At 70.1% G+C, this 17,596-nt stretch carries 15 protein-coding genes; 3 read left to right on the top strand and 12 right to left on the bottom strand.

The genetic code is table 11. The features are described from left to right. Positions 1-47: 47 nt before the first annotated feature. The 8 genes from GY170_RS04340 to hutI all read right to left on the bottom strand — a co-directional run bounded on the left by GY170_RS04340 (position 48) and on the right by hutI (position 7,372). Positions 48-251 carry a DUF2207 domain-containing protein gene (locus tag GY170_RS04340; protein ID WP_163890314.1) on the bottom strand — a complete coding sequence of 68 codons (204 nt, stop codon included), beginning with the start codon at positions 249-251 and terminating at the stop codon, positions 48-50. A gap of 43 nt (positions 252-294) precedes the next feature. Beyond that, complete coding sequence (locus tag GY170_RS04335) at positions 295-693, bottom strand: SRPBCC family protein (protein WP_163890312.1); 399 nt, start codon at positions 691-693, stop codon at positions 295-297. Continuing rightward, positions 690-1,007 carry an ArsR/SmtB family transcription factor gene (locus GY170_RS04330; protein ID WP_163890310.1) on the bottom strand — a complete coding sequence of 106 codons (318 nt, stop codon included), beginning with the start codon at positions 1,005-1,007 and terminating at the stop codon, positions 690-692. The genes GY170_RS04335 and GY170_RS04330 overlap by 4 nt, the downstream gene beginning before the upstream one ends. 469 nt (positions 1,008-1,476) lie before the next feature. Then, on the bottom strand, positions 1,477-2,169 hold the full coding sequence (gene hutC, locus GY170_RS04325; RefSeq protein ID WP_163890308.1) for a histidine utilization transcriptional repressor HutC: 693 nt from the start codon (positions 2,167-2,169) through the stop codon (positions 1,477-1,479). Further along, the gene (gene hutU, locus GY170_RS04320; RefSeq protein WP_163890306.1) at positions 2,166-3,842 is read right to left on the bottom strand and encodes a urocanate hydratase; all 1,677 of its coding nucleotides are present in this window, start codon (positions 3,840-3,842) and stop codon (positions 2,166-2,168) included. Before hutU ends, hutC begins: the two co-directional genes overlap by 4 nt. Further along, positions 3,839-4,639, bottom strand: a complete 801-nt coding sequence (gene hutG / locus GY170_RS04315; RefSeq protein ID WP_163890304.1) for an N-formylglutamate deformylase — start codon at positions 4,637-4,639, stop codon at positions 3,839-3,841. Before hutG ends, hutU begins: the two co-directional genes overlap by 4 nt. After that, positions 4,636-6,159 (bottom strand): histidine ammonia-lyase, encoded by a 1,524-nt coding sequence (gene hutH / locus GY170_RS04310; RefSeq protein WP_163890302.1) that lies wholly within the window; start codon positions 6,157-6,159, stop codon positions 4,636-4,638. Before hutH ends, hutG begins: the two co-directional genes overlap by 4 nt. A 22-nt stretch (positions 6,160-6,181) precedes the next feature. Next, positions 6,182-7,372 (bottom strand): imidazolonepropionase, encoded by a 1,191-nt coding sequence (hutI, locus tag GY170_RS04305; protein ID WP_163890300.1) that lies wholly within the window; start codon positions 7,370-7,372, stop codon positions 6,182-6,184. A gap of 73 nt (positions 7,373-7,445) precedes the next feature. Here hutI and GY170_RS04300 point away from each other — a divergent pair, with 73 nt between their 5' ends. Continuing rightward, positions 7,446-8,804 carry a formimidoylglutamate deiminase gene (locus GY170_RS04300; protein ID WP_163890298.1) on the top strand — a complete coding sequence of 453 codons (1,359 nt, stop codon included), beginning with the start codon at positions 7,446-7,448 and terminating at the stop codon, positions 8,802-8,804. A 325-nt stretch (positions 8,805-9,129) separates the two neighbouring features. On the opposite strand, the gene GY170_RS04295 is transcribed toward GY170_RS04300, so the two are convergent. After that, complete coding sequence (locus GY170_RS04295; RefSeq protein WP_203531157.1) at positions 9,130-9,432, bottom strand: hypothetical protein; 303 nt, start codon at positions 9,430-9,432, stop codon at positions 9,130-9,132. A gap of 705 nt (positions 9,433-10,137) precedes the next feature. Here GY170_RS04295 and GY170_RS04290 point away from each other — a divergent pair. Continuing rightward, positions 10,138-12,594, top strand: coding sequence for a vitamin K epoxide reductase family protein (locus GY170_RS04290; protein ID WP_163890296.1), 2,457 nt, complete (start codon positions 10,138-10,140; stop codon positions 12,592-12,594). A gap of 132 nt (positions 12,595-12,726) precedes the next feature. On the opposite strand, the gene GY170_RS04285 is transcribed toward GY170_RS04290, so the two are convergent. Next, positions 12,727-14,289 (bottom strand): glycoside hydrolase family 43 protein, encoded by a 1,563-nt coding sequence (locus GY170_RS04285; protein ID WP_163890295.1) that lies wholly within the window; start codon positions 14,287-14,289, stop codon positions 12,727-12,729. A gap of 94 nt (positions 14,290-14,383) precedes the next feature. On the opposite strand from GY170_RS04285, the gene GY170_RS04280 reads away from it, so the two are divergent. Continuing rightward, on the top strand, positions 14,384-15,181 hold the full coding sequence (locus GY170_RS04280; protein ID WP_163890293.1) for a DeoR/GlpR family DNA-binding transcription regulator: 798 nt from the start codon (positions 14,384-14,386) through the stop codon (positions 15,179-15,181). A gap of 16 nt (positions 15,182-15,197) precedes the next feature. On the opposite strand, the gene GY170_RS04275 is transcribed toward GY170_RS04280, so the two are convergent. Together GY170_RS04275 and GY170_RS04270 are read right to left on the bottom strand one after the other, a co-directional pair. Beyond that, on the bottom strand, positions 15,198-16,487 hold the full coding sequence (locus tag GY170_RS04275) for a Gfo/Idh/MocA family protein (protein ID WP_163890291.1): 1,290 nt from the start codon (positions 16,485-16,487) through the stop codon (positions 15,198-15,200). A gap of 21 nt (positions 16,488-16,508) precedes the next feature. Beyond that, positions 16,509-17,588 (bottom strand): ABC transporter ATP-binding protein, encoded by a 1,080-nt coding sequence (locus tag GY170_RS04270; protein WP_163890289.1) that lies wholly within the window; start codon positions 17,586-17,588, stop codon positions 16,509-16,511. Between the last annotated feature and the right edge of the window lie 8 nt (positions 17,589-17,596).

Here is a 17,596-nt window from a genome sequence, read left to right as displayed (position 1 = left end):
CGATCGTGCAACAAGGGGGCGTCGTGTCTGCCCGAATTTTCGGCGGCTCAGGCGGTGCGGCGACCAAGCAGGTAGGGCCGTGCGAAGAGGTAGAGGCCGCTCGGGAAGAGGATGAAGAGCGGCAGGAGCGCCGTGAAGTAAACCCACGTCGCCGGCTCGCCGGCGAGGAAGATGGCACCGACGTTGATCAGGAATCCGAGCGTGAAGAGGACGGAGCACCAGCGGTGCACCTTGCGGAGCGTGGCGTTCATCGAGGAGACCTCCAGAGGACGGGATGCGTGACGGGCACGCCCCTTAGGATTGACGGTCGAGGAAGGCGGCGAGGTTGCCGACATGGCTCGGCCAGCTCGCCTTCGCGCCCTGGTAGAACTGCGTCTGCCCCTCCTGAAAGCCCGCCTGTTCCATCTTCAGATGGGTGCCGGAGGGCGTGGGGGTCAGCGTCCAGGTGACGGTGCTCTCCAGCCCGAAGGCGTTCCAGCTGTAGCAGAGCGAGCGCGGCTCCTCCGCGTCCAGCACCTCGCAATCGACGGCACCCCACTCGCCGCTCATCTGGAAGCTGTGGCCGACCTCGGCGGAAAAGTCGTTCTTCATCAGCCATTCCTCGATGAAGTGCGGCGTTGTCAGCGCCCGCCAGACCTTCTCCGGTGGGTGGGGCAGCTCTCGCTCGACAGTCACGGAGCGGGTGTCAGTCATTGGTCCATCCTTTTGAGGAGCGATTCCAGAACGTCGAGCCGGCTCTCCCAGAAGCCGGCCATCTCGGCCGTCCAGTCGACGAGGGGCGAGAGCGCCTCGGGCCGGGCGGAGTAATGCGTCTGCCGCCCCTGCGGGCGCGCGGTGACGAGGCCGGCCTCCCGCAGGACGGCGAGGTGCTTGGAGACGGCCGGCTGGGAGACGCCGGCGCCTTGCGTGAGGAGCGCAACCGCCTGCTCCCCCTCGCGGCAGAGCCGCTCGAAGAGCGCCCGGCGGGTGGGATCGGAGAGGGAACGGAAGAGGGAGTCGGCTGTCATCTGATAACTCGGTAGCTATGGGTTTATTAATAACCTTGGAGGAATGGGTTTGTCAATGGGGCGTGGGGTGGGGGCTCGGCGCTGAGCTTCGGGGCGGGGCATGTTCTTCGTCCGCCGCACCCGTAGGGTGGGTTTTCAACCCACCGCTCCGCCCTCCACCGGGCACACCAATCGCGGGCGGAGGGCGAGCGCCGGCCCGTGGGGTGGCGCCGCGACGGCGGAGCGGCGCGCTTCATGGTGCAACCACCTCCGCGCTCGGAGCTCTGCGCTTACGTCGACGGAGCGCCAGCCCGCGGGACGGGCCGGCGCTCGCCCTGCGCCTTCGGCGCGCACCGGGCGGGGGAGGAGCGGCGGCGTTGCGAGGTGGCGAAGGAAGGTGGGTTACAAACCCACCCTACCGGCAGGGCCGCGATATGTAGGGTGGGTTTGTAGCCCTCCTTCACCGGCGGATGGCGGGGTGAACCCCGCCCTACAGGGCCGCTCGCATCTTGTAGCCGGGCGCGTAGGTGAGCCGCACTGCCGTGATCGCCCGGCCGTCGTTCCACGTCGCCCGGTCGAGGGTGAGGAGCGCTGCACCCTCGGGTGCCGCGAGGAGGTCCGCGGTGTCCTCCCCCGCCGGCTCGGCGGAGATCGAGAGGTCGCCCGTGGTGTAGGGGACGTGGGCGAGGAGCCATTCGTTGGGGCTCGTGGCGTGGAAATCGACGTCCTCCGCCTCTGGCAGGGCGGCGAGGTTGAGCCAGCGGTCCTCGAGGAGGAAGGGCCGTTTGTCCGCCAAGTGCAGGGCGACGAGGTGCAGCATCGGGGCGCGGGCCGGCAGGTGGAGGCGGGCGGAGATGGGCGCCGGGGCCGGGGCGGCCTCGCGCAGAAGCAGGTGGTGGCGCCAGGTCTTCCCCTGCCCCTCCACCTCCTTGCGGATCACCGGGATCGTCAGCACCGCCCGCGCCGGCGGATGCTCCGCCACCACCGTGCCGGCCTTCCGCTTGCGGTCCACCAGCCCGCTCTCGGCGAGACCGCGAAGCGCGCGGTTCACCGTCGTGCGGGCGACGCCCAGCTCCACCGCCAGCGCCGTCTCCGCGGGCAGCAGCGTGCCCGGCGGCCAGGCGCCGTCGTTGATGCGGCCGATCAGCTCGTCCTGAACCTCCTGCCAGCCCCGCCGGCTCACCTGAGGCCTGGCAGGTTCAGCCCGTGCTCCTCCGCGCAGGCGACGGCGTCCTCGTAGCCCGCATCGGCATGGCGCATGACGCCAGAGGCCGGGTCGTTCCAGAGCACCCGCTCCAGCCGCTTTGCCGCCGCATCCGTCCCGTCGGCGCAAATCACCATCCCAGCGTGCTGCGAGAAGCCCATCCCGACGCCGCCGCCGTGGTGGAGGGAGACCCAGGTGGCGCCGGAAGCCGTGTTGAGCAGCGCGTTGAGCAGCGGCCAGTCCGATACGGCGTCAGAGCCGTCCTTCATCGCCTCCGTCTCGCGGTTGGGGCTGGCGACGGAGCCGCTGTCGAGATGGTCGCGGCCGATGACGACCGGGGCGGAAAGCTCCCCCGACCGCACCATCTCGTTGAAGGCGAGGCCGAGCTTGTGGCGCTGCCCGAGGCCCACCCAGCAGATGCGCGCCGGCAGGCCCTGAAAGGCGATGCGCTCGCGTGCCATGTCGAGCCATTTGTGCAGGTGCGGATCGTCGATCAGCTCCTTCACCTTGGCGTCGGTCTTGTAGATATCCTCCGGGTCGCCCGAGAGCGCCGCCCAGCGGAAGGGCCCGATGCCCCGGCAGAAGAGCGGGCGCACGTAAGCCGGCACGAAGCCGGGGAAGGCGAAGGCGTCGGTGAGCCCCTCGTCCTTCGCCACCTGCCGGATGTTGTTGCCGTAATCGAGCGTCGGCACGCCGGCGTTCCAGAAGTCGACCATCGCGGCGACATGAATGCGCATCGAGGTGCGGGCGGCGGCCTCGACCTCCTTGGGCGCGCTCTCCTGCTTTGCGCGCCAGTCGGCCACGGACCAGCCCTGCGGCAGATAGCCGTGCAGCGGGTCATGGGCGGAGGTCTGGTCGGTGACGATATCGGGGCGCGGGCCGCCGGCCTTCATCCGCGCGGCGAGCTCGGGGAAGATGTCGGCGGCATTGCCGATGAGGGCGACGGATTTCGCCTCCCCCGCCGCGGTCCACTCGGCGATCAGCGCGAGGGCGTCGTCCAGTGTGTGCACCTTCTCGTCGACATAGCGGGTGCGCAGGCGGAAGTCGGCGCGGGTCTCGTCGCATTCCACGGCGAGGCAGCAGGCGCCGGCCATCACCGCCGCCAGCGGCTGTGCGCCGCCCATGCCGCCAAGACCGGCGGTGAGGATCCACTTGCCGGTGAGGTTGCCGCCATAGTGCTGGCGGCCGGCCTCGACGAAGGTCTCATACGTCCCCTGCACGATGCCCTGGCTCCCGATGTAGATCCACGAGCCGGCGGTCATCTGGCCGTACATGGCCAGGCCCTTCTTATCGAGCTCGTTGAAATGGTCCCAAGTCGCCCAATGCGGCACGAGGTTGGAATTGGCGATCAGCACGCGGGGTGCGTCCGGGTGCGTGCGGAAGACGCCGACCGGCTTGCCGGATTGCACGAGCAGCGTCTCGTCGTCTTCCAGCGTCTTCAGCGCGGCGACGATCTTGTCAAAATCTTCCCACGTCCGCGCTGCCCGGCCGATGCCGCCGTAGACGACCAGCTCATGCGGGTTCTCGGCGACGTCGGGGTGCAGGTTGTTCATCAGCATCCGCATCGGCGCCTCGGTCAGCCAGCTCTTCGCGCTGATCTCGGGACCGGTGGGCGGGTAGACGTCGCGGGTGTTGTGGCGCGGATCGGTCATCGGGAGCCCTCCAGGGTGCCAGCGAGGCCGGCAAGGGTTTGCAGGATGTCTTTGAGGTGGGTGCGGAGCGCCTCGGCCTTGGCCTCGTCATAGGCCCAGGGCGGGGCCTCCTCGGTGAGGTAATTGCGCTGCGCCAGTTCCATCTGGATCGCGTGCAGCCCTTTGGCCGGCCGCCCGTAGTGGCGCGTCGTCCAGCCGCCGGTGAACCTGCCGTTGAGGATGTAGGAATAGCCCGGCGCGGCCGCGCAGATGCCCTGCACGGCAGCCTCGATCGCGGGCGCGCAGGTGGTGCCGCCATTCGTGCCGATGTTGAAATCGGGCAAGTGGCCGCCAAAGAGAAAGGGGATCTCCCCCCGGATGGAGTGGCAATCGTACAAGATCGCCACGCCGTGCCGCGCCCTCACCCGTTCTAGCTCGGCGCTCAGCGCGGCATGGTAGGGTGCGTGGTACGCCTCCCGCCGCGCCTCGATCTCCACCTCGCCCGGCGGGTCGTCCCAGATCGCCTCGCCGTCGAAATCCGTCATCGGCACCAGCCCCGTCGTGTTCTGCCCCGGGTAGAGCGAGGCGCCGGAGGGGTCGCGGTTCGCATCGAGCAGGTAGCGGTGGAAGGTGGCGCGGACCTTCGTGACGCCCGGCAGCAGCCCGGCGTAGAGCCGGTCGATGTGCCAGTCGGTATCGGCTAGGGCACGTCCTCTTTCGTTCAGCCGGGCGCGCACGTCCTCGGGCAGCCAGGTGCCGGTATGCGGCAAGCCGAGCACGACGGGGCCGTCGCCGCGTGTCACCTCGACGGGATTCATGGCGCCAGCTCCGGCAACTTGAGACCCCCGGTCAGGCGGCCCTCTCGCACCAGCGCGGCGGCACGCTCGAGGTCGGGCGCGAGGTAGCGGTCCTCGCCCAGCGCCGGCACGGCCTCCCGCAGGCGGGCGATCACGCCCTGCAGCGGCGCCGACGTCGCCAGCGGCGCGCGAAAGCCGATGCCCTGCGCCGCCGCCACGGCCTCGATGCCGAGGATCATCGAGAGGTTGGCGTTCATCCGGGCGAGACGCCGGGCGGCATGGGCGGCCATGCTCACATGGTCCTCCTGATTGGCGGAGGTCGGCGTGCTATCCGTCGAGCAGGGATTGGCCAGGTGCTTGTTCTCGCTCATCAAAGCCGCGCTTGTCACTTCGGCGATCATCAGGCCGGAGTTCAGCCCGGGCTCGGGCGTGAGGAACGGCGGCAGGTCGTGGTTGAGCGTGGGGTCGACCATCACCGCGATGCGCCGCTGCGCGATCGAGCCCATCTCGGCAATCGCCAGCGCGATCTGGTCGGCGGCAAAGGCCACCGGCTCGGCATGGAAGTTGCCGCCGGAGACGATGCGCCCCTCCTCCACCAACACCAGCGGGTTGTCGGTCACCGCATTCGCCTCGACCTCCAGGGTGCGGGCGGCGAAGGACAGAAGATCCATCGCCGCGCCCATCACCTGCGGCTGGCAGCGGATGCAATAGGGGTCCTGCACGCGGGTGTCGCCCTCGCGGTGACTCTCGCGGATCTCGCTGCCCTCCATGAGCGACCGTTGGGCAGCGGCGAAGGCGATCTGGCCGGGCTGGCCGCGCAGCGCGTGGATGCCGGCGAGCAGCGGCGCGGTGGAGCCCATCACGGCGTCGGTCGACAGCGCGCCCGTCACGATGGCGGCGCGGGCATTGTCCCAGGCGCCCCAGAGCGCGGCGAGCGCGCAGGCGGTGGAGAATTGCGTGCCGTTGATGAGGGCGAGGCCCTCCTTGGGGCCGAGGGCGATGGGGGCGAGGCCGGCAGCCGCGAGCGCCTCGGCGGAGGGCATCCGCCGGCCTTCGTGCACCGCCTCTCCCTCGCCCATCATCGCGGCGGCGAGATGCGCGAGCGGCGCGAGGTCGCCCGAGGCGCCGACGGAGCCTTGGTCCGGGATCACCGGCAGCACATCCGCCGCCAGCATCGCCTCGATCTGCTGCGCGGTGGCCCAGGCGACGCCAGAGGCGCCGCGACCGAGCGAAAGGAGCTTGAGCGCCATCATCAGCCGGGTGGTGGGAGCGTCGAGCGGCGCGCCCACGCCGCAGCAATGCGAGAGGATGAGATTGCGCTGGAGCCGCGCTGTGTCCTCCGCCTTGATGCGAACCGAGGCGAGCTTGCCGAAGCCGGTGTTGACGCCGTAGACGGCCTCCTCGCCCTCGGCGGCCTTGCGCACCAGCGCCTCGGCGGCCTCGACCGCCGGGCGACAGGCCCGGTCAAGCCGCGCGCCCTCGCCCTCCCAGATTGCGCGGAGGGTGGCGAGCGGGGTGGCGCCGGGGATGAGGGTCAGCACGTGGTGCCTCGTCTGTCATTGGTCAGCACTTGGTGCCTCCGTGAATGCGGGCGTGGAGGGGGTTCCAGCCGATGCGGTAGGCGAGCTCCGCCGGGGTCTCGACGTCCCACACCGCGAGGTCGGCCCGTTGCCCGGCGGCGAGCGTGCCCCGATCGGCGAGGCCCAGCGCCTTCGCGGCATGAACGGTCACGCCGGCCAGCGCTTCCTCGGGCGTCAGGCGGAAGAGCGTGCAGGCCATGTTCATCGCCGTCAGCAGCGAGGCGAGCGGCGAGGAGCCTGGGTTGCAATCGGTGGCGACGGCCATGGGCACGCCGGCGTCGCGGAAGGCCTGCACCGGCGGGGCCTGCGTGTCACGGAGGGTGTAATAGGCGCCCGGGAGCATCACGGCGACGGTGCCGGCGGCGGCCATCGCCGCGGCGTCTTCGGCACTCGCATGCTCCAGATGGTCGGCGGAGAGCGCGCCATGGCGGGCCGCCAAGGCCGCGCCGCCCATGTGGGAAAGCTGCTCGGCGTGGAGCTTCACCGGCAGGCCGAGCGACGCCGCCGCGTCGAAGACCCGACCGATCTGGGCGGTGTCGAAGGCGATGCCCTCGCAGAACCCGTCAACCGCGTCGATCAGGCCCCGGCCCTCGTGCATCACCGGGATGACGATTTCATCGATGTAGGCGTCCGCCCGGCCCGAATACTCCGGCGGCACCGCGTGGGCGGCGAGGTAGCTGGTGCGCACGGTGACGGGGCGCAGCTCGCCGATGCGGCGGGCGACCCGGAGCATGCGCAGCTCCGTCTCCGCTTCCAGCCCGTAGCCGGACTTGATCTCCAGCGTCGTCACGCCCTCGCCGATGAGCGCGTCGGCCCGCGTCAGCGCCCCCTCCAGCAGCACGTCTTCCGAGGCCAACCGGGTGGCGCGGACGGTGCTGCCGATGCCGCCGCCGGCTCGGGCGATCTCCTCGTAGCTCGCGCCTTCCAGCCGCATCTCGAACTCGTCGGCGCGATGGCCGCCAAAGACGATGTGGGTGTGGCAGTCGATCAGCCCCGGCGTGACGAGCCGCCCGCCCAGATCCTCCGCCTCTTGCCCGCGCCACGCCTGTGGCAACTCGGCCAGCGGCCCGGCCCAGGCGATGCGCTCGCCCTCCACCGCCAGCGCGCCGTCCTCCACCAGCCCATAGCGGCCGGGGGCGGCGAATGTGGCGAGGCGGGCGTGGGTGTAGAGCATCGGGGCCTCTTGATCGGCAACCTGTGCCCATGATTATGTATGCACATATTCTTCTGTCAACGGGGAGCGAGCCATGCATGTGATCTGGGCAGAGCAGGCGCTGCTCGCGGATGGCTGGGCGACCGATGTGCGCATCGACGTGGACGATGGCCGCATCACCGCCGTCACCCCCGGCGCGCCGCCCGATGGCGAGCGCACCGGCCTCGTCGTCCCCGCCCCCTCCAATGCCCATTCCCACGCTTTCCAGCGCGCCATGGCGGGGCTGACAGAGCGGCGCGGGCCCAGCGCGCAGGACAGCTTCTGGACATGGCGGCAGCTCATGTTCCGGTTCCTCGAAGAGATTACGCCCGAACAGGTGCAGGCCATCGCCGCCTTCGTGCAGATGGAGATGGCGGAGGCGGGCTTCGGCACCAGCGTGGAGTTTCACTACCTGCACCACGCCCCCGGCGGCGCGCCCTACGCGGACCTCGCCGAGATGTCCGGGCGGATCGCGGCGGCGGCGGAGGTGAGCGGTCTGGGACTGACGCTGCTGCCCGTGGCCTACCAGTTCGGCGGGCTCGACCGGCGGCCGCTTGGGGCGGGGCAGGTGCGCTTCGGCAATGATGCCGGGCGGTTCGCGCGGCTCCACGAGGGGGCGCGGGCGTCGCTGGCATCCCTGCCAGGAGATACCCGGCTCGGGGTGGCGCTGCACTCACTGAGGGCGGTGGCGGCGGAGGATCTGCTGCCGCTGGCGGGGCTGGGGGACGGGCCGATCCACATGCACCTCGCCGAGCAGGTGGCGGAGGTGGAGGAGGTGCAGGCCGCGCTCGGCGCCCGGCCGGCGGCCTGGGCGGTGGAGCACCTGCCGCTCGACGCCCGCTGGTGCCTCATCCACTGCACCCAGATGGAGCCCGAGGAGACGGCGACGCTGGCCCGGACGGGCGCCGTCGCCGGGCTCTGCCCGCTGACGGAGGCGAGCCTCGGCGATGGCATCTTCGACGGGGTGCGCTGGCTCGGCACCGGCGGCGCGATCGCCATCGGGTCAGACAGCAACATCCGCATCTCGCTGGCCGAGGAGCTGCGGCAGCTCGACACCTCCCAGCGGCTCCGCGACCGCTCCCGCGCCGCGCTGGCGACGGCGGGGCGCTCGACGGGGCGGCGGCTGATGGAGGACGCGGCGGTGGGAGGCGCGCAGGCGGCAGGGCGCGGGTCCGGGAGGATCGCGGTGGGCGAATGGGCGGACCTGCTGGCGCTGGACGCGGGTCACGTGGACCTCACCGGGCTGGAGGGGGACGCGGCGCTGGACAGCTTCGTCTTCGCCGGGGGGACGGGGATGGTGGACCGCGTCTGGTCCGCCGGGCGGGCGCTCGTGACGGGCGGGCGGCATGTGCGGCGGGAGGAGATCGTGGAGAGGTACAGGGCGGCCGTGGCTGGGCTGCGGCGGGAGATTTGAGGGGGTGGGCCGGAGCCTTCCCCGCGGGGAAGGTTATTGATTAACGGTTAGTTAACGAGGGGCCTCGCCGCTCTTGCCTCCCCAGGAGTCCGCGACCGCGGAGAGAGAGCCGGTCCGTCGAGGTGCCCCGACGTCGAAGCGCCACGCCCTACGGTCCGGCGTTGTCGCATGCCTGTGGGAAGGGCGCTCGGTGCATCGGGGGAGGTGGGTTGAAAACCCACCCTACGGGGTCTGCGCTCGGATCAGTCGGCGGTCCCCCTTGACAGCAAGGCGCCGGCGGAGGGTCCGCCGGCGCCCCGTGTTCGATAGTCGGAGATCGACAGCCTCAGATCTCGCCGTCGGGTTCCTTCCCCTCAGGGCGCTCGTCCGCCAACTTGTCCTTGTCCGCGGCCTTGCCCGGCTCGCCCTTGCCCGGCGCGTGGCCGTCGACGTGCTCGTGGTACTGGCGGTCCTGCAGGTGGCCGCTGTCGAGGCCGCGCTGGTCCGAGTGCTGAGAGGTGTCGCGGTTGGACAGGATTTCGTTGTCGGGCAGCACGTCGACATCCGCCGGCTCCATGCCTCCGTGACCGTCGCCCTTGCCCTGATCCTGCTGACCCGGGCCATACTTCTTGCTGCTTGCGTTTGCCATGGGTTCCTCCTTTCGGCCCCTCTGTTGGGGCGTTGTCTGGTCAACGGGCAGGTGGGAACGCCGTTCCTTCACGATTGAGCGTTTGGGCCCGCGTTCGCTGCCGGCTGGTACCCTACGCAGCGACAAGCGCTATCCTCGCACGCCTGCCCGTGGGGTGGCGCTTCGACCTCTCCGCTGCAGCGCTTTATGCCGGCCAAGCCCCTCCGCACGGGCTGCTCAGCGCCAAGATCAGCCAGAGCGCCAGCCCGCCGGGACGGGCAGGCGCTCGCGCGGCGGCCTGCGGCCTTGACTCCGCGCGGGGGAAAGAGCGGTGACGTTTGACGGAAGGCGCCCGACCGTAGAGTGGGTTTCCAACCCACCGAAGCCCCGAGCGCTACCCTCGCACGCCGGCCCGTGGGGTGGCGCTCCGACCTTTCAGCTTCAGAGCTTTATGCCAGACAAGTCCCTCCCCGCTCGCCGCCCAGTGCCAAGCTCAGCCAGAGCGCCAGCCCGCCGGGACGGGCAGGCGCTCGCGCGGCGGCCTGCGGCCTTGATTCCGCGCGGGGGAACAGCTCGGGCCGTCTCTCCGCAAAAGGGGACGGCCCGCACCGCGCAGGGTGGGGGTCCACTCCACCATCCCCCGCCGGAACCATTGACGCCACGACGGGTTGGCCAACAGAGGCCGCTCAAAGGCGGCCCGGGGGCAGCAAGGGAGACGGCGCAGGCATGGGCGACAAACCTCTGGTACTGATCACCGGCGCCGCGGGATCTCTCGGCTCGGCGCTGATGGAGCGGCTCGGCGCACGCTACGAGGTTGTCGGGCTCGACCGGACCGAGGGCGAGAAGATCACCCTCTTCGACATCACCGACCGCGCCTCCGTCGACCGGGCGCTTAAGGAAATCACCGAGGCCCATGGCCCCGAGATCGCCGCCGTCATCCACCTCGCCGCCTATTTCGACTTCACCGGCGAGGAGAGCCCGCTCTACGAGGCGGTGAACATCGAGGGCACGCGCAACCTCGTGCAGGCGCTCCAGCCCTACGAGGTCGACCGCTTCATCTATTCCGGCACCATGCTCGTCCACCGCCCCGGCGCGCCCGGCCTGCCGATTACCGAGGCCACCGCCATCGACCCCGGCTGGGCCTACCCGCAGTCGAAGGCGCGGACGGAGGAGGTGATCCGGCAGGAGGCGGGGGCCATGCCCTACCTCCTCCTCCACCTCGCCGGGCTCTACGACGAGGAGACGGCCGTCCCCACCCTCGCCGAGCAGGTCCGCCGCATCTACGAGCGCGACCCCCTCGCCCACGCCTATTCCGGCGACATGGAGGCGGGGCAGTCCTTCCTCCACAAGGACGACATGCTGGAAGCCTTCCGCCTCTCCGTCGAGAAACGGGGGGAGCTGCCGCCCGACGCAGTCATCCTCGTCGGCGAGGAGGAGGCGATCGGCTACGGCGACCTGCAGGCGCTGCTCGCCAAGCTCATCCATGGCTCCGACGACTGGACGACGCTCTCCCTGCCGAAACCCCTCGCCGCCGCCGGCGCCTGGGTGCAGCAGAGGGCGGAGCCGCTCGTCCCCGACGCCATCGACCAGGGCGAGGAGCCCTTCATCAAGCCCTTCATGATCCGCATGGCGGACGATCACTACGAGCTCGACATCTCCCGCGCCCGCGAGTGGCTGGGCTGGGAGCCGAAGCACTCCCTGCGCCAGACGCTGCCGAAGATGGTCGAGCGCCTGAAGGAGGACCCGGCCGCGTGGTACGAGGCCAACGGCCTCACCCAGCCGCACTGGCTGCAGGAGGCGGAGGCGGAGCACCGGCCTGACGCGGAGGCGCTGCGCGCGCAGGCGGAGCGGGAGTACCGCGAGGCCCATGCGCAGAACATTTGGGCGCCCTTCATGAATATCGGCCTCGGCGCCTTCCTGATCGTGATGCCGGTGCTACTGGGGCTGGAGCATATCGGGATGACGCTCGGCGCCGTCATCGCCGGGGTTCTGGTGATGGTGCTGGCCTTCCTCACCCTCTCCTGGCGCGCGGCGCTGCTGCGCTGGGCGGTGGCCGCCATCGGGGCGCTGGTGATGGCGGTGCCGCTGGTCTTCTGGACGGGGAACGCCGCGGGGTACTACCTCTTCACCCTCGTCGGGGCACTGATCTTCGGCCTCGCCGGCTGCGCCCGGCCCACGCCGGGCGTCGGGCGGATGGCGGCGGTGACCGGGCCGACGATCCCCAAGGGGTGGGATTATTCCCCCTCCGACTGGACGCAGCGGATCCCGATCATCGCGCTGGCCTTCTTCGGCTTCTTCATCTCCGCCTACCTCACCGCCTACCAGCTGGAGCTGGTGCCGAACGTCTGGGAGCCCTTCTTCCCCGGCGCGCCGGACAATCCGCAGAACGGCACGGAGGAGATCATCACCTCCGACGTCTCGAGGGCCTGGCCGGTGCCGGACGCGGGCCTCGGAGCGATGACCTACGCGCTGGAGATCCTGATCGGCCTCATCGGCTCGGCCCGGCGCTGGCGGACGATGCCGTGGCTGGTGCTGATCTTCGGCATCATGATCGTGCCGCTCGGCGTGATCTCCATCACCTTCATCATCATCCAGCCGATCCTGCTCGGCACATGGTGCACGCTCTGCCTGCTGACGGCGGCGGCGATGCTGATCCAGATCCCCTACTCGGTGGATGAGCTGATCGCCACCTGCCAGTTCCTCGCCCGCCGCAAGCGGGCTGGGCAGCCGCTGCTGCGGGTCTTCCTCGCCGGGGATACCGACGAGGGCCCGGACGACCGGACGCTGGAGAGCTTCGAGCAGCCGCCGGGGCGGCTGATCGCCGACATGCTGGGCGGCGGCATGGGCGTGACATGGGGGCTGGGCCTGAGCGTGGCGATCGGCATCTGGCTGATGTTCACGCGGCTGACGCTCGGCACCTCGGGCATGCTCGCCAATACCGACCACCTGATCGGCGCGCTGGCGGTGACCATCGCGGTCACGGCGATGGCGGAGGCGGCGCGGCCGGCGCGCTTCCTCAACATCTGCCTCGGCGCGGCGCTGGTGATCTGCGCCTTCGTGATGGAGGGGACATGGCTGCAGCGGGGCGCCGATATCGGCGCGGGGCTGCTGCTCATCGCCGCCTCCGTGCCGCGCGGGCCGGTGAGGCATCGTTACGGGAGCTGGTCGCGGCTGGTCGTCTGAGAGGTCCCGTTGGGTCCCGAGATCCGGTGGACGGCGCTGGTGGAGATTGCGGGACCGGGGCCAGCCCCCGGACCCCCGCGGTATTTTTGGCCAGATGAAACAGGGTGCCGGCGGAGAGGGGGGGCGCCCCGGTCAGTCGGGGCGAGGGTGGTAGCGGAAGTAGGGGAAGGTGGCGGGGCGGGCGTGGCCATTCATGTCGACGCAACACACGCCCGCGAAGGCACCGGTGAAGCAGCCGCCGCCGGTGCCCACGCTGGCTTCGTCGGATAGGATGGTGGCGTCGAGCTCAGGCCCGACGCGACGCCAGCCGTCGGCGAGATTAGCCTCGAACCAGAGGCGCTCGCGGGCGACCTCGACCGCCAGCTTCACGGGGCCGTCCGGCACCGCCACCACCTCGCCGGGGTAGGAGTAGGTGCCGCCGCGGCTGTTCGCCTCCGCCGCGATCAGGCGGAGGACGCGGCGGCCCTCCAGCCGGGTCAGGTGCAGGAAGTAGAGCGCGTGGCGGGAGTAATAGGCGGTGAGGCCGGCCTGCTCGCGGCTGTCGGCGGGGTCGAAGGAGACCTCCGTCTCGGCGCGGTAGCTGACCTCCGTCTGCCGGCGGGCGACGAGGGCCTGCTCGTGGAAGGAGCCGATGCTCTCGCGGCCGAAGAGGGTGAGGCCCCCTGCCCCGGTGGTAAAGAGACGCTCCGGCTCCGGCGTGCGGAGCCATTGCATGGTCTTGGGCAGGCCGTCCTTGAAGTCGAATTCCTCCGGCTCCGGCGGGGGCGCGGGGAGCAGGTCGACCTCCGCCGAGGGGGCGGGGCCGCCCTTGACCCAGAGCCAGTCATCGCGCCACTCGCATTCCTGGATGCCGGTCTCGCGGCCGAGGACGCAGCGGCGGTCACCGCCGGGGCCCTCAAGCGGGCGGCCCATCAGGTGGACGAGCCAGGTGCGGCCATCCGCCGCCTCCACCACGTCGCCGTGGCCGGCCCGCTGGATGGGGTGGTCCGGGTCATCCTTCGAGGTGAGGATCTGCGCCTGCGGGTGCAGCTCGTAGGGGCCGAGGAGGGAGCGGGAGCGGGCCCAGGTGCAGGCATGGCCGTAGCCGGTGCCGCCCTCGGCCGTCAGCAGGTGGTACCAGCCGTTCCGCTTGTAGACATGCGGCCCCTCCGTCAGCGCCAGATCGGTCCCCTCGAAGACGAGATGCCGCTCGCCCGTCACCGCCATCGCCTCCCGGTCGAACTCCTGCGCCCAGATGCCGGCGAAATGCGGGGCCTCGTGGCTCCAGTACATCTGGAGGAGCCAGCTGCGCCCGTCCTCGTCATGGAAGAGCGAGGGGTCGAAGCCGGAGGCGTTGAGGAAGGCCGGCGCGCTCCAGGGGCCTTCGATGCTCTCGGCCGTCACCACGTAGTTGAAGGCGTCCTTCACCGAGCCCTGGTGGCGGCGCATGTTGGTGTACACGAGCCAGAAGCGCCCGTGCGCATGGGTCAGGCAGGGCGCCCAGACGCCGCCGGAATCGGGGTTGCCGCGCATGTCGAGCTGATCGGCGCGGTCGAGGGCGTGGCCGACCAGCTCCCAGTTCGACAGATCGCGGGAGCGGTGCAGCCGCACGCCGGGGAACCACTCGAAGGTGGAGGTAGCGAGGTAGTACCACTCCCCCACCCGGACGATGGAGGGATCGGGGTGAAAACCGGGCAGGATGGGGTTCTGGCGCATATATCGCTCAAATTCTGTCAGGGAGGGGCCATGGCTGATCGCCGATGGGCGTTTTCATCTTGGGTCTGACCGGGAAACGCGGCTAGATGACCGCATGCATGAAGCCGAACGACACATGATCATTCTCTCCGTCCTGCAGGAACGGCCCCTGGCGACGATCCACGATCTCGTCGGGCTGACGCAGAGCTCGGAGGCGACCGTCCGCCGCGACATCTCGGCGCTCGACGCGCAGAAGAAGCTGCGCAAGCGCCGGGGCGGGGCCGAGGCGCTGGCGCCCGTGACCGGGCCGCGCCTCGCCGGGCAGCCCTTCTCGCTCAACCGCAACGTCAACGTCGGCAAGAAGCGGGCCATCGCGCAGGCGGCGGTGGAGCTGTGCCACGACGGCGAGGCGATCATCATCAACGGCGGCACGACGACCTTCCAGATGGTGCATTACCTGACGCCGCGCAGCCTGCAGGTCTTCACCAATTCCTTCCCCATCGCCGACCACCTGCTCAGCCACAGCCAGAACACCGTGATCGTCCCCGGCGGCACGGTGTACCGCGAGCAGAACATCATCCTGTCGCCCTTCGAGAACGACGGCTCCAAGCACTTCGTGGCGCAGAAGATGTTCATGGGGGCGCAGGGCGTGGGCCGGCGCGGGGTGATGGAGGCGGACAACCTCGTCGTGCAGGCCGAGGAGAAGCTCATCAACCAGGCCGACGAGCTGATCCTGCTGGTCGACAGCTCCAAGTTCGACGCCCGCTCCAGCCTCGTGCTCTGCCCGCTCAGCCGCGTCTCCACCATCGTCACCGATGACGGGATCACGGCCGAGCATCGCGCCATGGTGCAGGAGGCCGGGATCCGGCTGGTGGTGGCCGAGGCAGCGGCCGAGAAGGCCCGGGCCGGCTGAGCCGGCAGGGGCCGTCTCAGGCACGCGGCAGCCGGATGCCGGCCTCCGCCAGCATCGCGTCGACCTCGACCGTCCTGCCGCCCTCGGCGATGGAGCGGTTGCCGGCGATGCCGGTGAGGATCGACCAGGCGCCGTCGACATGGGTAGACGTGCGGCCGTAGGGATCCTCCCCCGCGCCTTCGTCGAAGAGGTAGCCCAGCATCACCGGGTCGGCGCCGCCGTGATCGCCCTCGCCATGCCAGACGTCGATCTTCTGCGGCGGCTGGCCGGCGAGGTGGAGCGTGGTCTCCATGTTGTCCCTCACGGCCACGTCGCGCTTGCCGCCGAAGACGCCGTGCACCTCGACATGCCGGTGCGAGAGCGTGCCCTTGGTGCCGTAGAACAGGATCTCCAGCCCCTCCCACGGGGAATAGGCGCAGAGCGAGTAGGTCATCGTGGCGCCGCTGCGGTAGGCGACGGAGAGCTGCATGAGGTCTTCGATGGTGATGTCCGCATCGAAGACGCACTTGTCGCGGATGTAGCCGTCCTGTCCCTCCGCCTCGAGGTAGAGCTCGCGCAGCGCCTCGTCGGCGGCGATGTCGAGCCGGTAGTCGCAGGGCAGATCGCATTCCTGGCAGCGGGGGCCGTGATCGGCGAGGCCGAGCTCCGCGGCCATCTGCGGCGTGTAGAACCCGCGCTGGCCGTTGGCCTGCACCGTCACAGGCTCGCTGCCCAGCCACCAGTTCATCAGGTCGAAATGGTGGGTGGCCTTGTGGACGAGCAGGCCGCCGGAGTTTTCCTTGTTGCGGTGCCAGCGGCGGAAGTAGTCAGCCCCGTGGACGCGGTCGAGATGCCAGCGGAAGTCGACCGCCGTGATCTCGCCGATCGTCCCCTTCATGAGGATGTCCTTCAGCTGCGTGCGCGCCGGGGTGTAGCGGTAGTTGAAGGTCACGGTGACCTTGCGCCCCGTCTCCTCCTGCGCGTCGAGGATGGCCTTGAGCTTCTCAAGATCCATCGTCATCGGCTTTTCGGTCACCACGTCGCAGCCGGCATGGAGCGCGCGGACGATGTAGTCGTGGTGATGGTTGTCCGGCACCGTGACGATGACGGTGGAGGGCTTCTGCTCCGCCAGCATGCGGTCGAAATCCTCCGCCGCGTAGGTGGCGACGCCGTTGCCGCTCTCCGGCACCGAGGCGGCGGAGCGCGTGAGGCGGACGGTGTTGCTGTCGCAGAGCCCGAGGAGGTCGGAGGGCGTGCCGAACGTCTCCGTCACGGCGCGGGTGAACATCTTGTGGCGGGCACCGGTGCCCACGAGTGCGTAAGACATTGGGGTGTCCTTCAGCTGTCTTCAGGCCGCCGCGGCGGCGCGGTCGAAGATGGGCAGGCGATTCTCGTCGGCGTCGAAGTAATGAGCCGCCTCGCGGGTGAAGGAGAGCGAGACGGTGTCGCCCCGCTTCAGGGCGGAGCGGCCGTGATCGTGCACCAGCACCTGCTTGCCGGAGGGCAGGTCGACATAGGCGAAGATCTCCGAGCCGAGGTACTCCACCAGGTTGATGCGCCCCTCGGCGAAGACGTCGCCGCCCGCGCCGAGCGTCAGATGCTCCGGCCGGATGCCGACGGAGACGGCGCCGGTGACGGGATGGCCGAGCGAGAGCTGGCCGAAATCGGAGATCACCACGCTGTCGCCGCGCGCCTCGCCCTCGAAGATGTTCATCTTCGGCGAGCCGATGAAGGTGGCGACGAAGAGGTTGCGCGGGAAGTTGTAGAGCTCGTAGGGCGTGCCCAGCTGCTCGACGATGCCGGCGCGCATGACGGCGATGCGCTTGGCCATGGTCATCGCCTCCGTCTGGTCGTGCGTGACGTAGACCATCGTTGTGCCGAGCCGCTCGTAGAGGCCGGAGAGCTCCACCCGCATCTGGACGCGCAGCTCGGCGTCGAGGTTCGACAACGGCTCGTCGAAGAGGAAGAGCGAGGGTTCGCGCACGATGGCGCGGCCGATGGCGACCCGCTGCTTCTGCCCGCCGGAGAGCTGGCGGGGCTTGCGCTCCATCAGCTCCTCGATGCGCAGGATGCGCGCGGCCTCGCTGGAGCGGCGCTCGATCTCGGCCTTCGGCATCTTGAGGTTCTTCAGGCCGAAGGCGAGGTTCTTGCGCACCGACATGTGCGGGTAGAGCGCGTAGGACTGGAACACCATCGACAGGTTGCGCTGCGCCGCCGGCACGTCGTTCACGACGCGGTCGCCGATGGAAATGGTGCCGTCGGAGATCTCCTCCAGCCCCGCGATCATCCGCAGGAGCGTGGACTTGCCGCAGCCCGAGGGGCCGACGAGGACGAGGAACTCGCCATCCTCGATCTCCAGGTTGATGCCGTGGATGACCTCGGCGGCCGCGTAGCGCTTGACGAGGTTGTGGATGCTGACGTTTGCCATGTCGCCCC

The sequence above is a fragment of the Pseudoroseicyclus tamaricis genome, assembly GCF_012070395.1.
Lineage (GTDB): Bacteria > Pseudomonadota > Alphaproteobacteria > Rhodobacterales > Rhodobacteraceae > Pseudoroseicyclus_A > Pseudoroseicyclus_A tamaricis.
This window is presented reverse-complemented; position numbering and strand designations above follow the sequence as displayed.